14 protein-coding genes are annotated in these 14,879 nt (G+C 60.8%); all 14 read left to right on the forward strand.

What is annotated here, in order from left to right:
- Positions 1-9: 9 nt before the first annotated feature.
- Positions 10-372 (forward strand): Hpt domain-containing protein, encoded by a 363-nt coding sequence (locus ACW4LP_RS05455; protein WP_114549376.1) that lies wholly within the window; start codon positions 10-12, stop codon positions 370-372.
- A 115-nt stretch (positions 373-487) separates the two neighbouring features.
- The gene (locus ACW4LP_RS05460; RefSeq protein ID WP_455803553.1) at positions 488-3,484 is read left to right on the forward strand and encodes a hybrid sensor histidine kinase/response regulator; all 2,997 of its coding nucleotides are present in this window, start codon (positions 488-490) and stop codon (positions 3,482-3,484) included.
- A gap of 4 nt (positions 3,485-3,488) precedes the next feature.
- Entirely contained in the window at positions 3,489-4,481 is a 993-nt protein-coding gene (locus tag ACW4LP_RS05465) for a transglutaminase-like domain-containing protein (protein ID WP_114549374.1), read from the forward strand.
- A gap of 19 nt (positions 4,482-4,500) precedes the next feature.
- Positions 4,501-5,553: a type II secretion system F family protein gene (locus ACW4LP_RS05470; RefSeq protein ID WP_114538946.1), complete on the forward strand. Its 1,053-nt coding sequence runs from the start codon at positions 4,501-4,503 to the stop codon at positions 5,551-5,553.
- A gap of 5 nt (positions 5,554-5,558) precedes the next feature.
- Positions 5,559-5,882, forward strand: a complete 324-nt coding sequence (locus ACW4LP_RS05475; RefSeq protein ID WP_041714710.1) for a hypothetical protein — start codon at positions 5,559-5,561, stop codon at positions 5,880-5,882.
- Positions 5,879-6,505 (forward strand): DUF4860 domain-containing protein, encoded by a 627-nt coding sequence (locus ACW4LP_RS05480; RefSeq protein WP_022741577.1) that lies wholly within the window; start codon positions 5,879-5,881, stop codon positions 6,503-6,505. Before ACW4LP_RS05475 ends, ACW4LP_RS05480 begins: the two co-directional genes overlap by 4 nt.
- Positions 6,505-7,281 (forward strand): hypothetical protein, encoded by a 777-nt coding sequence (locus ACW4LP_RS05485; RefSeq protein ID WP_114538947.1) that lies wholly within the window; start codon positions 6,505-6,507, stop codon positions 7,279-7,281. Before ACW4LP_RS05480 ends, ACW4LP_RS05485 begins: the two co-directional genes overlap by 1 nt.
- Complete coding sequence (locus ACW4LP_RS05490; RefSeq protein WP_114549373.1) at positions 7,274-7,693, forward strand: S4A5 electrogenic sodium bicarbonate cotransporter 4; 420 nt, start codon at positions 7,274-7,276, stop codon at positions 7,691-7,693. The genes ACW4LP_RS05485 and ACW4LP_RS05490 overlap by 8 nt, the downstream gene beginning before the upstream one ends.
- 19 nt (positions 7,694-7,712) lie before the next feature.
- Positions 7,713-8,786, forward strand: coding sequence for a type IV pilus twitching motility protein PilT (locus tag ACW4LP_RS05495; protein WP_114549372.1), 1,074 nt, complete (start codon positions 7,713-7,715; stop codon positions 8,784-8,786).
- A gap of 96 nt (positions 8,787-8,882) precedes the next feature.
- Positions 8,883-9,599 carry a LytR/AlgR family response regulator transcription factor gene (locus ACW4LP_RS05500; protein ID WP_147270675.1) on the forward strand — a complete coding sequence of 239 codons (717 nt, stop codon included), beginning with the start codon at positions 8,883-8,885 and terminating at the stop codon, positions 9,597-9,599.
- Positions 9,596-10,945, forward strand: coding sequence for an ATP-binding protein (locus tag ACW4LP_RS05505; RefSeq protein WP_114549370.1), 1,350 nt, complete (start codon positions 9,596-9,598; stop codon positions 10,943-10,945). Before ACW4LP_RS05500 ends, ACW4LP_RS05505 begins: the two co-directional genes overlap by 4 nt.
- Positions 10,946-11,045: 100 nt before the next feature.
- Positions 11,046-12,755 (forward strand): FAD-binding protein, encoded by a 1,710-nt coding sequence (locus ACW4LP_RS05510; RefSeq protein WP_306506466.1) that lies wholly within the window; start codon positions 11,046-11,048, stop codon positions 12,753-12,755.
- A gap of 199 nt (positions 12,756-12,954) precedes the next feature.
- Entirely contained in the window at positions 12,955-13,821 is an 867-nt protein-coding gene (locus tag ACW4LP_RS05515) for an Rpn family recombination-promoting nuclease/putative transposase (protein WP_114549368.1), read from the forward strand.
- 146 nt (positions 13,822-13,967) lie between these two features.
- Positions 13,968-14,807 (forward strand): 1,4-dihydroxy-2-naphthoyl-CoA synthase, encoded by an 840-nt coding sequence (gene menB / locus ACW4LP_RS05520; RefSeq protein ID WP_114538950.1) that lies wholly within the window; start codon positions 13,968-13,970, stop codon positions 14,805-14,807.
- The last annotated feature ends 72 nt before the right edge of the window (positions 14,808-14,879 follow it).

The following is a 14,879-nucleotide window of genomic DNA, read 5'->3' on the forward strand; positions in this document are numbered from 1 at the left end:
GAGACTGAGATGTCGTTGGAGATTGCTTACGCTGCCATGGGCGGCGATTTGGAAACCGTGCGCGGACGCTTGCTTACCGACGAGCGCATCGAGAAGTTCGCGAAGATCTTTTTGCAGGACACATCGATGCAGACGCTGGAAAGCGCTCTTGAGGCGGGCGACCTTCCCGAGGCCTATCGCGGAGCCCACACGCTGAAGGGCGTGAGCCGCGACTTGGGCTTCACGCCCCTGTTCGAGGCCGCCGCCGCGCTGTCCGATGCGCTGCGTTTGGATGACGCCGGCGTGCCGGCAAGGGTGGAGGCGGTTCCCGAGCTGATGCCGGCTGTGCGCGCCGCGTATGCCCTGGTGGTCGATTCCATCGCCATCATCTAGCGCGGGCAGCGCGCTGGCGACTGCTCTTGACATCACGTGCGGCTGACGCGAGATCGCACAAAGAATGAAGGCCGAGCCGGGGAATAGGGTCTCGAGCCTGAAAGGAACACAGCGAATGACTGAAACAGACAACAAAACGAGATACGGCCGCATTGTCGTGATTTTTATCGCGCTGGCCATAGTCATCGCCGCGTTCGTACTGTTCATCACCATGAACAACGAGCGCATCTCCGAGCAGAACACGAAGTATCTCCAGGGTTCCACCGAGCAATCGGCGCGGCGTATCAGCGAGTGGATGACCGACTCGCAGACCGAGATCAAGCTTTTGTCCTCCATGTACGAGAGCACGCTTTCGAGCGTTGACGAGATCAGCGCCGATGGCATTGAGCAGCTGGCGAACTACACGAAGTTCGATTACACCACCATTTCCTTGGCGGACGGTCGCACGATTGATGACAGAGGGCAAGTGGCCGATGCCTCTGATCGCGAGTACTTCGTGCGTGGCTTCGAGGGCGAATCGGGCGTGTGCGCCGTGGACAACTCGCTGTTCTACGACGATCTGTCGGTTGTCTTCTACACCCCGTTGTTCTTCGAGGGCGACGTGGTCGGCGTTATCTCGGGCGCCTACCGGGAAGACTCCATGGAGAAGTTCCTGCGCACCTACATTTTCGGTGAGCAAACCAATACCTACCTGCTCGCGCGCAATGGGGATGTGATGGCCCATTCGTCCATCACCTATACCAACGGGGTGAAAAACGCCGTCGACCTTTACCTTGAGGAAGATTCCTCAGGCAACATCTCCCGCAACGATTTGGAGTCGTCGCTGGAAAACGGCGTTTCCGTTACCTTCAATTACGTGGGCGACTCGGGCTCCGGCACCGCTTACGTCATGCCTATCGAGAACTACGATTGGCTGATCATGCGCACCTTCCCCAACTCTATCACCGACGGCATGCAGAGCCGGGCAAACGCGGTGGGACTCATGCTGGTGGCCCTGGTCGGTGGCGCCCTGGCCTTGGTGGCGGGCTTCTTGCTGGTGCAGGTTATGCGTCAGCGCCGCAAGCTCTTGAGCGAGAGCGAGCACGTGACGAGCATCGTGAACTCGTCGCTGGCGCTCTTCCAGCGCTTCGCGGTGATCGATTTGGTCGACAATACCTACGAGTACCTGAAGGACGAGGGCATTAAAGACGATCTGCCGCGCAACGGCGAGTACCATATGTTCCGGTACTATTGGCAGACGCGTTTCTGCGATGACGAGGAAGCCGAGCGTATGAAGGCCGAGCTCATGCCGGAGTTCATTCGCGAGAACCTGACGCCGGACGTGTCGCACTTGCATTTCGAGTACCGCCTGAAGGATCCCGAGACCGACGAGGTGCGCTGGCTGCAGGCCTCTATGCTGCCGCTTCAGCGCGACGCGGCGAAGCAGGTGACGAGCGTGCTTCTGTCGGTACAGGATGTCACCGATGTGAAGGAGCGCGAGATTGCGAACCGCATCGCCCTGGAGGATGCCTTCCGCGAAGCCGAGCGTGCCAGCCGCGCGAAGACTGACTTCCTCAATTCCATGAGCCATGACATCCGCACGCCGATGAACTCCATTATGGGGCTGACGGCCATTGCCTCGATGTATTTGGACGATCCGGAGCGCGTGAAGGATTGCCTCACGAAGATCACCGCCTCGAGCCGGCATTTGCTCGGCCTTATCAACGAGGTGCTTGATATGGCGAAGATTGAGAGCGGCAATTTGGGGTTGTCGGAGGAAGACTTCGATCTGCCCGAAACGGTGGAGAGCCTGCTTTCTATCATGACGCCGCAGGTCAACGATAAGAAGCTGAACTTGAAGGTGGAGATCGCCGATATCCAGCACGAGCACGTGGTGGGCGACCCCATGCGCCTGCAGCAGGTGTTCGTGAACATCATGGGCAACTCGGTGAAGTTCACGCCCGAGGGCGGCACCGTGAGCCTGCGCATCAAGGAACTTCCGAGCCGTGTGAAGGGCTCGGGCTGCTACGAGTTCACTTTCTCCGACACTGGCTGCGGCATGTCCGAGGACTTCGTGAAGACGGTGTTCGAGCCGTTCACGCGCGCCAACGACTCGCGTGTCACGAAGGTGGAGGGCACGGGCCTCGGCATGTCCATCGTGCGCTCGGTGGTGAACCTCATGAACGGCACGATTGACGTGAAGAGCAAGCTCGGCGAGGGCACCACCTTCACGGTGACGGTGTACATGAAGCTGCGCGACGGCGACGATCAGGATCTGACGCCTTTGGAGGGCCTGCGGGTGCTAGTGGCCGACGACGAGGAGGCTGCCGCCGAAAGCGCTTGCGAGGTGCTGAAGTCCATCGGCATGGAGCCCGACTACGTGTTGTCGGGCGAGGACGCCGTTGAGGCGGTGCGCCATTCGGTCGAGGATGAGCGCAGCTACGTAGCCGTTATTCTTGACTGGAAGATGCCGGGCAAAAGCGGCATCGAGGCGGCCCGCGAGATTCGCGAGATTGTCTCCGATGACATGCCCATCATCATCCTGTCGGCCTACGACTGGACGGCCGTCGAGCAGGAGGCCCGTTCGGTGGGCGTGGACGCCTTCATTGCCAAGCCGCTGTTCAAGAGCCGTCTCGTGCATGTGATGAAGGGCCTGCTCACGTCCGAAGAGGAGAGCGAGCCGACCAGCGAGTACGAGGTGCTCAAGCAGAGCGATTTCAGCGGGCATCGCGTGCTTTTGACCGAGGACAATTCCATCGCCGCCGCCATTGCCCTGGACATCATGGGCATGACGGGCTTGGAAGTGGATCATGCTGAGAACGGCCGCATTGCGGTGGAGAAGCTGCTCGACGCGGAGCCGGGCTACTACGACCTGGTGTTTATGGACATTCAGATGCCCGTGATGAACGGCTACGAGTCGGCAAGCGCTATTCGCGCCGCCGCCGAGGGCAAGGGCCTCGACGATACGACGATTACGCCGCGTCCCGATCTGGGCGAAATTCCCATCGTGGCGCTGACGGCCGATGCCTTTGCCGATGACGTGGCCCGTGCTCGTGCCGCCGGCATGAACGCCCATATGTCCAAGCCTATGGAAATCGAGCTTCTGGTGAAGACCCTGAAGGAGTGGCTGTAGCGGTTTGGCGCGCAGACTGACATACCGCCGTGCGGCGACCGTCGTTGCCGTGGCCCTGATGCTGGCGTGTGCGGCCTTGCTGGTGGCCTGCGGCGGCTCGTCGGGAAGCTCGGGGGGCTCGGGCGGATCCGGCATTCCCGGAGGCTCGGGCGACCCGAACAATGGCGAGAGCACTACTTCGGGCCCGGCCTACTCCGTGCCCGGTTCGGTGGCTCTGGTCGCCTTCAACGAGGGCGCCGCCCAGACCGGCAACGAGTGCGCCATCGACACCTCGCAGCTGGCCCAGGGCGTCGTGGGCGCTTCCGCGAGAAACGATGCGCGCCTGAAGTTCCAGGTGGTCAAGGGCGAGATGAGCTACAACTACGATTTGCCCGGCGACGGCACGCCCATCATCGTGCCCATCAACATGGGCGATGGCCCCTACACCTTTCGCGTTATGCAGAACACCTCAGGTAACAACTACGTGGAGCTGTTCAGCGTCATCGAGAACGTGAACCTTTCCAGTGAGACGGCGCCCTTCCTCGTGCCGAACATGTTCGTGAATTACAACGAGTCCTCCGCCGTGGTGGCGAAGGCGCGCGAGCTGGCCCAGGGCGCTGCCAATCAGGGCGATGTCGTGCGCAACATCTACCAGTGGGTGGTGGACAACATCACCTACGATCACGACAAGGCCGCCCAGTTGGCCTCGGCCACAGGATACGTGCCCGATCCGGACGCAACGTTGGCCTCGGGGACGGGCATCTGCTTCGACTACGCATCGCTGGGCGCGGCCATGCTGCGCAGCCTTGGCATTCCCTGCCAAGTGATTACCGGCTACGTTTCTCCTGATGATGTGTACCATGCATGGAACATGGTATATATTGACGGAGAATGGATAAGCGTCGAGATAAGCATTAAGCCGAACAGCTGGACGCGCGTAGATTTGACCTTTGCCGCCAGTGGCGCCGCAAGCACCATTGGCGACGGCACGAGCTATACCGATCGTTACACCTACTAGAAGAAGGGCAGGGGACGCCATGGCCAAACCAAAACTCGATAGCGCAGGCATCAGCCTCTTCTGCGAGAGCGTTGCCATGATGCTGGCGGCGGGCATCCAGACTGACGAGGCCGTGGGAATGCTCTCCGAGGACATTGGGGATGTGGCTCTGCAGGCGACCTGCGAGAGCGTTTACGGGCGCCTGTGCGCCGGGGATACGCTGGCGGTCGCCATGAAGGCGTCCGGCGCCTTCCCCCGCTACGCCGTGGATATGGTGGGCGTGGGCGAGGCCTCGGGCCGCCTGGAGGAAGTGCTGCGCTCCCTCGGCGTCTACTACGACGAGGAGGACCGCCTCTTCGCGAAGATTCGCTCGTCGGTGGGCTATCCGGCGGCGCTGCTGTGCATCATGAGCATCATCTTGGCCTTCACGGTTATCATCATTCTGCCGGTGTTCGAGGACGTGTACGTTTCCATGGCTGGCTCGCTCACCGACGGCTCCTCGGGGGCCGTGGGCGTGTCGGTGGCTATCGGCTGGGTGGCCCTCGGCATCACGCTCATCTGCGCTATCGTGGCTGTGGGCGCTGCCATCGCCTGCCGCTCGGAAGCGGGGCGCATCGCGGTGATGCACCTTATGGAGAAGTTCCCGGCCACCCGTCCCGCTATGGAGCAGCTGGCCGTGTCCCGGTTCGCCTCGGCGCTGGCCGCCTACACCGCCTCGGGCATCAACACCGACGAGGCCATGCGGCGCGCCATCGAGGTGGTGGAGCACGAGGGGCTTAAGGTGAAGGCCACGGCCGCCTACGGGCTGATGATTGACGCGGAAAGCCCGCGCTCGCTCGCTCAGGCCATCAGCGAAGCCGAGGTGTTCGAGCAAATTCACGCGCGCCTGCTCACCATCGGCACGCGCTCCGGCTCGCTGGACGCGGCGCTCGATCGCCTGTCGGCCAACTTCTTCGACGACGCCATTCTGCAGATTGATGCCGCCATTGACAACATCGAGCCGGCTTTGGCCGCCTTTCTCACCATTGCCGTGGGGGCCACGCTCATCTCGGTCATGCTGCCGCTGATCGGCATCATGGGTTCGATCGGCTAGCCATCATGATTCACGGTAAGACAGCCCAGATGCAGCAGCGGCGCACCCGGCGGGTGGTTGCCGTCATCGCGGCCGTGGTGCTGGCCGTGCTGCTGTGGTTTGCCTGGGATATGACGAGCGCCCAGACCGAGGCCCAATCGGCGGCTTCGGTGCGCACGGCGGTGCTGGATGCGGCCATGCAGTGCGCGGCGGTGGAAGGGGCCTATCCGGCGCGCCTCAGCTATTTGGAAGAGCATTACGGGCTCATTGTGAACCACCAGGATTACGCGGTCACCTATGAGGCCTTCGCCTCCAACGTGCCGCCCAGCGTGGTGGTGGTGCCGCGATGACCGAGAAGCTGAAAGGGGCGACCCGGCTCGCCTCGTCGAGCAAGACCTACGGGGCCGGCGGTGTGCGGCGTCAGCGCGAGCGCGATTTCGGGCGCGTGTTCACAGGGCTTCTGTTCGCGCTGTTCGTGGCGACGCTGCTGATGGCCATCCTGGCCGGCACCGACGTGTATCGCGGGCTGAACCGCGAGGGAGACGCGGCCGACAACCAGCGGCTCTCGCTTACGCTGCTTGCCAACGATGTGCGGGCCAACGACCAGATTGATGCGGTGGCCTGCGCTTGGGTGACCGAAGAGGGAGTCGACATGGTCGTCGCCCAAGGCCGCGAGGAGCTGGGGCTGCCCGAAGCAGCCGGCGCCAGCGACACGCGCTGCCTTTTGGACGGCCCGGCCCTGGTGCTGCGCGAGACGCTGCCCTCCGGGGTGTACGAGACGCGCCTGTACCGCTACGACGGCGTCATCATGGAGGAGTACGCCCTGGCCGATGCCCCCTACGACCCGTCGAAGGCCACGGCCATCGTGCGGTCGTCCGTCTTCGACTTCTCCTACGGGGGAGGATTGCTGACCATCGTCACCGATGCCGGACAGACGTCGGTGGCTCTGCGCGCGGCGGGAGGTGATGCGTGATGGCCGGAGGATCCGAGAGTCGTCGCTCCATGGCGTCCGCTTCTGTGGCCGCCCATAGGGCCGAGGCGAATGTCGCCGACGCGCGCCTGGCCCGTTACAACGACCGCATCGGACGCGTACGCAAGGAGCGGGCCGTGTGGCCCGGCGCCGCCTTCATCGTGGAGGCGCTGCTTCTGCTCGTGTTTCTGACGGGCTCGCTGGCGGTGCTCATGAACCTGAACGCCGAGGCCGACCGCATAGGTCGCGAGAGCGCCGATCTGATGGACGGGCTCGTGCTGGCCTCGAATGTGGCCGAGGAGTTCGCCGCCGATCCGATTGCCTTCAAGGAAGCCTACGAGGCCGACCCCATGGCCGATCGCTGGTTGTCGCAGCCGGCGCACGAGGTAGAGAACGGCTCCGACCTCTTGTCTGCCGAGTGCACGTTTCGCACCGAGGACACCGAAGCCGGGACGATGCACTACCTGACGCTTGAGGTGTGGAAGGTGCGGGTTCTTAATGACTCGGCCAAGGCAGCCGAGGAAGGCATTGGATTTGCCCCTGGCGGTCTTTGCTTCGAGAAGTGGGAAGAGAGCCCCGTGTACGCGCTGGAGACGTCGCGCTATGTGCCCGCCGACGGTGCCCGTACCGCCCGTTCGGCTACCGGTGCGGCCGACGATGCGACGCGGTCGGTCGTGCTGGATGATCCTGCGGCGCCGCCCGTGGTGGGCGCGACCGGCGGTCCGGCCGCCGATGGCGCGGACGCGGCTCCAACCGAAGGGGAGGTGTCCCATGGCTAAGCCCCACGGTTCGGTGCGCATCGGTCCTATCAGCCTGTTCACCCTCATCATCGTGCTGTGCCTGGCCGTGCTCACGGTGCTTTCCGTCACGACATCGCTGGCGGAGCTTTCCACCACCGAGCGCCAAGCGGCCACGACCACAGAGACCTATCAGCTAGAATCCGTCGGCCAGCAGTTCGTCGCCGACGTGGACGCCGCGTTGGCTGAAGGCACATTGGAGGACGTTCTGCAGCGCTACAGCGATTCGACTGTCCGCGACGGCGAGCTCATCTCGGCTACGTTCTCGATGGAAAGCGGTCGCACGCTGGCCATCGTGCTGCGGATTCAAAACAATACCTACACCATTGAGCAATGGAAAGTCACAACGGAATGGATCGACGACGGCACAGGCGAGAACCTGTGGCTCGGCTAGAAAGATAAGGAGAGCTTCTATGGAACTGAAGGCACTGCTGCAGGAAATGATCGACAAGAAGGCCTCGGATGTCTTCATCGTCGCGGGCCTGCCGCTGACCTACACCGCCGATGGCCGTCAGGTGCGCATGGACATGGCGCCGCTCATGCCCGCCGATACTAAGGAGCTGGTGGACGCCATCTACGAGCTGTCCGGCCGCGACGAGCAGATCTTCACGGACGGCCACAACCATGACGACGACTTCTCCTTCGCCGTGCCGGGCATGGGGCGCTTCCGTGTGAACGTGTTCCGCCAGCGCGGGTCTTTGGGCGCCGTCATTCGCGTCATCCCCTTCACGCTGCCCAACCCCGCCGACTACCACATCCCCGACGACGTCATGGCCTGCGCCGACTTCCAGAAGGGCCTCGTGCTGGTCACCGGTCCTGCAGGCGCCGGCAAGTCCACGACGCTTGCCTGCATCATCGACAAGCTGAACAAGGCGCGCACGGGGCACATCATCACCATGGAAGACCCCATCGAGTACGTGCATCGTCACGAGGGCTGCATCGTCACCCAGCGCGAGATTCCCTCCGATGTCGCCACCTACGCCGAGGCGCTGCGTAGCGCGATGCGCGAGGCGCCGGATGTCATCCTGCTCGGCGAGATGCGCGATCAGGAGACCATCGGTACGGCCATGACCGCCGCCGAGATGGCCCAGCTTCTGTTCTCCACGCTGCACACCACCGGGGCCTCTTCCACGGTGGATCGCATCATCGACGCCTTCCCGGCCAACCAGCAGCGTCAGATTCGCATGCAGCTGTCGCTCGTGCTGCAGGCCGTGGTGAGCCAGCAGCTCGTGCCCACAGTGGATGGCGGTATCGTGCCGGTCTTCGAGATCATGACCGCCACGCCGGCTATCCGCAACCTCATTCGCGAGGAGAAGACCCACCAGATCGACTCGGTTATCGCCTCGTCGTCCGGCGCCGGCATGCGCACCATGGACCAGAGCCTGCATCGCCTGGTGAAGGAGGGCACGATCTCCAAGGAAGTGGCGTTGCAGCACGCCATCCACCAGGAAGCCCTGAAGAAGCGCTTCGAAACCGAGGGAATGTAGCACAAAAGAGACAGGCGAACGTTCCAAAGGGGCAAGGGGCGCCGTGTAAGGCGCCTCTTTCGCTATCATATATTGGCTGAAGGGAAGGAGGCGCCTGTGTTGCGTATCGCCGTGGTGGACGACGAGGCAGAGCAGCGCGAGCTCATCGAAAGCTTCCTTGCGCGCTTTGCCTGCGAGCAGAGACGAGAGATTATCGTCGATACGTACTGCAATGGTTTCGATTTCCTGTCGGTATTTGACCAGCGCTACGATGCGGTGTTTCTCGACATCCAAATGCCCGATGCAAACGGCATTCAGGTGGCGGAAGAGATTCGAGCCATTGACCAGCGGGTGAAGATCATCTTTATTACGAACCTCGGTCAATATGCGGTGCAGGGCTATGCGGTACGGGCCATGGATTTCATCGTGAAGCCGCTCGAGTGGGAAAGCTTCAGCGAGAAGATGCGACTCTTTTGCCGCGATTACGATGACGAGCAACCGCGATTTATAACGATTCACAACGCCGATGGACTGGTGCGGCTGCGTACCGATCGTATTCTTTTCGCCGAGCTGATAAACAGGAAACTTCACGTCCATACCCTTGATGGCGATTACTCGGTCTATGAGTCACTGACGGATTTCGAGAACAAGCTCAACGACGATAGGCGCTTCTTTCGCTGCCATGCCTCGGCGGTCGTGAGCCTCATGTACGTTGAGCGCGTGACGGGCAACAGCGCCATTGTACCCGGCGGTGAGGTGCCCATAAGCAAGCAGAAGAGGACAGCCTTCATGCAGGCGCTTGCCGGTCAGCTTGCGGGCGGAAAACTTCGATGATCGTCCTGTACGATTACCTGCTGTTCGCCCTCGAGCTCGCGGGCATTCTCTACTTTATGCGGGGTCTTCCGTTGCGGGAGATGGGAGAATCGGAGGCGGTGCAGCGGCTTTTTCGCAGTGCTCTTTTGACGGTTATGCCGCTGCTGCTTGCTTTAAGAAGCGGTCTTGATGGCCTACAAGCCGATCAGTATGGGCCATTTCGGCTGACGGAGCTGTTTGGGCTGCTCTATGTCTTTGTCCGGCTTCGATATTGCATCAGCTCTCGAGAGACGCTCTACTACACTTTCATCCTCTTTCTGGTAGAAATTGCCGTCGAGAAAGCCGCAGCGGCTTTTGCCTTGTCGCGGGAGGGCATGAACCTGGCCAATCATGCGGTGCTGCTGGAATATCCCGTGGAGGCGACCGTGTATCTTCTGTTGCCTGCGGGGCTCACGTTTGGAGTTTTCTTTCTGCTAAAAAGGTTTTGCATACGGGTTCAACCAAAGCAAATCGGATGGAGGGAGCTCGTGCCCATGGCTCTTTCCATGGTGCCTGTGCTGACGGTGGGATACCTCATTGAGGCTTTGGAATCTGGCCATGGAACCGGAGTACCTGACACGCTCGGACTCTTCCTCTACGAACTTTGCAGTCTCACGAGCGTGCTGGTGATGATTGGCGTGGACAATGTCGCCTTTATGCGCGAAGAGGCTCAGAGCGCGCGCATGCTGGAAGCGGTGATGAGGATGCAGGCCAACCAATACGACCAGCGACGTCGCGCCATGGACGAGATTCAGCGCAAGCACCATGATTTGAAGCATCATCTTCTGTATATAGCCCGTCTTGAATCGGAAGGGGAGCGTATCGCCTATGCCAACGAGGCGCTTGAGACGTCTTTTGGAGAAGAGCAGTTTCTGCAAACGGGCAACGAGGTGCTTGATACCGTGCTGTCGCTGAGCGCCCAGCGTTGCCGCGATTTGGACATACGACTCGTCCTGTTCGTGGATGCGCAGTGCATGGACTTCATGCGCCCCGGCGATATTGTGGCCATCGCCAGCAACGCCCTCGACAATGCCGTGGAAGCTCAGATGCGTCTGCCGGAACAGGTCGCTCGCGAGATCATGGTGCGCATCCATGGGGACGAGCATTGGCTCTACCTCCACTTCGAGAATACGTTTGCGGGAGAAATCAAGTGGCGCGACGGGCTGCCTGCCACTAACAAAGAGAATGCGCAGGGGCACGGTTTGGGATTGAAGAGTATTCGAGCGGCTATCGAACGTTACGAGGGAACGTTGCAGATCGAGGCAAGAGACGGACGCTTTGCCCTCAATATTCTTATTCCGCGCGAGATGGCTGGATCGTCCAATTAGACAGATGACTGCTCCCAAATCGACAGAGGTATTTTCGCGCATTCCGATTCCCTTCTACACTGCCGTCATTGTGAATCCCGCAGAAAAAGGAGGAAGGGAAATGGCACAGATCAGCAGAAGGGATTTTCTCAAAGGCTCAGTGGCCACGGGTATGCTGGGAGCGGTCGCGGCGACGGGTTTGGGATGCGCTCCGGCGCAGCAAACTTCCAGCGAGGCCTTGTCGGAGACGGGGACGGTGGCCGATGCGGCCGAGACGAGTTCGTGGCGCGTAGCGCCGGAATCTGTGGCGGAGGACGCCATCGTTGATGAGACCGTGGCCGACATCGTTGTTATTGGTGCGGGCCATGCCGGTACGGCAACGGCCCGTAGCGCCGCCGAGAAGAGCGGCAAAAGCGTTGTTTTGCTGGAGGCGCTCGAGGAGCAGTATTACACCATCATCGGCAACGACATCGGGCACCTGAATTCCCAGTATCTGAAGGATCACGGTGTGCCCGAGGTTGATCCCGTGGAGTTCTTCAACGACTGGATGATGCGCAGCCAGAATGCCGCCAACCCCTCGCTTATCATGCAGTACGCGACGCGGAGCGGCGAGGCCGTGGACTGGTTCCTCGAGAAGGTGCCTGCGGAGCTTCTGGAGACCATGACCATCTCTTACTGGCCACGTCACGAGAACATGCTCGATGAGATTGCCGGTCAGAAGTTCTGGACGGGCACGGTGCAGTGGGGCATGGGCAACGAGCACAATATGACCGAGGTTTACCAGGCGATTTTTGCCTCGCTCGCTGAGCTGCCCAATCTGCAGCTCATCTTCGATCGGAAGGGTGTTTATCTGGAGAAGGACGGCGATGCCGTGACGGGTGTGGTGTGCGTAGATGCCGCCGGAACCTACCATCGCTATCGCGCCAACGAGGCCGTTGTGCTTGCGGCGGGCGATTTCAGCGCCGACAAGGAAATGATGACCGACCTTTGCGTGACCGCCAACGACTGTCTGCAGGAAGGCATTACGGAGTGGCATGACGCCATGGGCGGCAAGGACGGCTCGGGCATCAAGATGGGCGTTTGGGCTGGCGGTCGCCTAGAGCCTCGTCCTCTTGGGTCGATGAACGGCGATTTCGCCATTCCCTCCATGAATCCTGGCGTGGGCATTTACCTGGACGAGAAGGGCAACCGCTATTGCAACGAGTTCTTCGGCGATCCCACGTGGACGGGCAAGCCTGCCGCCCGCATCAAGCAGAATGTCTATTACACGCTCTTCGATTCCAAGCTTAAGGAAACGTGCACCTACTCGGTGTCTGGCCACACGTGCTTCGATCCCCAAGAGCAAAACATTGCCAACATTGCCGCTCAGTTCGACCAGGGTCTTGCCAATGGGGCCGAAGGCGATGGCCGAGGCACCTACGTGGCGGAGGACTGGGATACGTTGGCGCAGTACATGGGCATTGAAGGCGAGGCCAAGGAGAATATGATGGCCTCCATTGAGCGATATAACGAGCTGGCGAAAGCGGGCGTGGACGAGGATTTTGGAAAGGATTCGCGGGTGCTGTTCACGCTGGACACGCCGCCCTTTATGGGCGTCGTGGCGGGACCTGACCATGTGGGTGGTGTTATGGTCACGGTCGGTGGCCTCATGACCGACAAGTACTGCAATGTGCTCGGTGAGTCTCTCGATCCCATTCCCGGTCTGTACGCGGCCGGCAACTGTTTAGGTCAACGATTCGGTGCAGCCTACTTCTCCCCGATTCCGGGGGTGAGCATCGGCAGCGCTATTACTTTGGGCTATACCTTGGGTGAGCACTTGGCCGAATCCTAAGCCCTAAGATACCATCCCTGTAGCCCCTCCCTCGCAAGTGGTCGCTCCTTTTCGGATGCGGCCACTTCGTGCGTTGTCCTTCCTTGTATTGTGCGATTCTATTGCGGTTGGCGCAAGGAATCAATCGGGACATTCTTGCGTCATTTTTGCGGTCGTGCTCGGCTAGCATAGGTTCTCCCAATGAGAGAGGAGCCCGACGATGGACGAGCCAAGAGATTTGCTGTTCCATGAATGGCCTATGTTTAACCAGGTTATGACCAATGAACATGATATTTGCCGTCGCCTTTTAGAGGTGGTGCTGGGAGAACCGGTTGACCGCGTACGCAACGTGGAGGTGGAGCGAACCGTCGAACCGAGACTGGGGGCGAAAGGCGTGCGGCTTGATGCTTTCGCCAGTACCGCGAATGCTGTTTACGATGTGGAAATTCAGGCCTACACGATGAAGGAGCTTGGCCGGCGAATGCGCTATTATCAATCTGCGATGGACTCGTCGGCTCTTCGACGGGGCCAGCCTTACCGGAATCTTGCTGAGAGTTACGTCGTATTCATCTGCACTGAGGATCAGTTCGACGCGGCGCTTCCCGTGTATCATTTCGAAATGGTTTGCTGCGAGGATGAGGCGGTCGATCTTCGTCATGGGTTCCATTGGGTGGTGCTCAATGCTTCGGCTTGGGAGACCTTGGCAGAAGGGCCTCTACGCAGTCTGTTAAAATACGTGGCAGCCGGGGAAGAGGATGGCGATGCGCTTGTGGCTGATATTGCAGCGGCAGTGAGGCGCGCCAATGGCAATGCCGTGTGGAGACAGAAGGGCTTGGACATGCTGACTTATATTGAAGACGCTCGCATTCAGGCGGAGCTGATCGTTGAAGAAGGCCTCGGAAATGCTTACAACAGCGGCATGGAAGAAGGCCTGGCGAAAGGGATGGAGCAGGGCATCGAGCAGGGCGAAGATCGCTTCGGAGCTTTGGTTGCACAATTGCTGGAGGCGTCTCGCATTGACGATGTTGCTGAGGCTTCGTCCAACCCGCACCGCCGCAACGAGCTCTTTCAGGAATTCGGGATTTAGGGGCCGGCGGTATCCGTTGGTGGGGAAGTTGTTCTGAACGGCCTTCTTCGGAGGCATTTCTGCCTATCGATAGCGAGTTTCTACGGTATTATGCCAGTTGAGACAACATGCCTATCGGCGATGCTGGCGAGCTGAAGGAGAGAAGCTTGAGCAACTACGATTGGAAGTGCGGTAAGGAGTACCGCGAGATTCGCTATGAGTTGTGCGATGGGGTGGCGAAGATCTCCATCAATCGGCCCGAGCGGCGCAACGCGTTCACCCCGCTGACGGTGATGGAGATGTACGACGCTTTCTCCGAGGCGCGCGACGATGCGTCCGTAGGTGTCATTCTGCTGACCGGTGTGAACCACGGCGGCCGCCACGAGGACGAGGCGTTCTGCTCCGGCGGCGACCAGAAGAAGCGCGGCAACGGGGGGTACGTGGGCGAGGACAACATCCCGCGCCTGAACGTGCTCGATTTGCAGCGGCTCATCCGCGTCGTGCCCAAGCCCGTCATCGCCATGGTGAACGGCTATGCCATCGGCGGAGGGCATGTGCTCTCTATTCTGTGCGACCTCACCATTGCGGCCGACACGGCGAAGTTTGGCCAGACCGGGCCTAAGGTGGGCTCTTTCGACGCCGGCTATGGCGCGGGGTATCTGGCTGCCATCGTGGGCCAGAAGAAGGCCCGTGAGATCTGGTACCTCTGCCGCCAGTACACGGCCGACGAGGCGTTGGAAATGGGCCTCGTGAACAAGGTCGTGCCCTTCGACGATTTGGAAGACGAGTGCATGGCCTGGGCTGCCGAGATGATGCAGTTTTCCCCCACGGCTCTGCGCTTCATGAAGGCATCGTTCAACGCCGCCACCGACGGGCTTGCGGGCCTGCAGCAGCTGGCCGGCGACGCCACGCTTCTGTACTACACCACCGACGAGGCCAAGGAGGGCCGCGACGCTTTCAAAGAGAAGCGCGCCCCCGACTTCACCCAGTTCCCGAAGTTTCCGTAGGATGCTTCGCCCCCTGCCGCAGCCGGCGGGGGCTTCCTGTGCCCTGTTCAGCTTATCGCGCCCAAGGAGTTC

The organism is Adlercreutzia sp. CNCM I-6215 (assembly GCF_977072315.1).

Coding starts and splice junctions, on each gene's coding strand:
- ACW4LP_RS05455 (WP_114549376.1), top strand. CDS start 10: ATGTCGTTGGAGATTGCTTACGCTGCCATGGGCGGCGATTTGGAAACC.
- ACW4LP_RS05460 (WP_455803553.1), top strand. CDS start 488: ATGACTGAAACAGACAACAAAACGAGATACGGCCGCATTGTCGTGATT.
- ACW4LP_RS05470 (WP_114538946.1), top strand. CDS start 4,501: ATGGCCAAACCAAAACTCGATAGCGCAGGCATCAGCCTCTTCTGCGAG.
- ACW4LP_RS05475 (WP_041714710.1), top strand. CDS start 5,559: ATGATTCACGGTAAGACAGCCCAGATGCAGCAGCGGCGCACCCGGCGG.
- ACW4LP_RS05480 (WP_022741577.1), top strand. CDS start 5,879: ATGACCGAGAAGCTGAAAGGGGCGACCCGGCTCGCCTCGTCGAGCAAG.
- ACW4LP_RS05485 (WP_114538947.1), top strand. CDS start 6,505: ATGGCCGGAGGATCCGAGAGTCGTCGCTCCATGGCGTCCGCTTCTGTG.
- ACW4LP_RS05490 (WP_114549373.1), top strand. CDS start 7,274: ATGGCTAAGCCCCACGGTTCGGTGCGCATCGGTCCTATCAGCCTGTTC.
- ACW4LP_RS05495 (WP_114549372.1), top strand. CDS start 7,713: ATGGAACTGAAGGCACTGCTGCAGGAAATGATCGACAAGAAGGCCTCG.
- ACW4LP_RS05505 (WP_114549370.1), top strand. CDS start 9,596: ATGATCGTCCTGTACGATTACCTGCTGTTCGCCCTCGAGCTCGCGGGC.
- ACW4LP_RS05510 (WP_306506466.1), top strand. CDS start 11,046: ATGGCACAGATCAGCAGAAGGGATTTTCTCAAAGGCTCAGTGGCCACG.
- ACW4LP_RS05515 (WP_114549368.1), top strand. CDS start 12,955: ATGGACGAGCCAAGAGATTTGCTGTTCCATGAATGGCCTATGTTTAAC.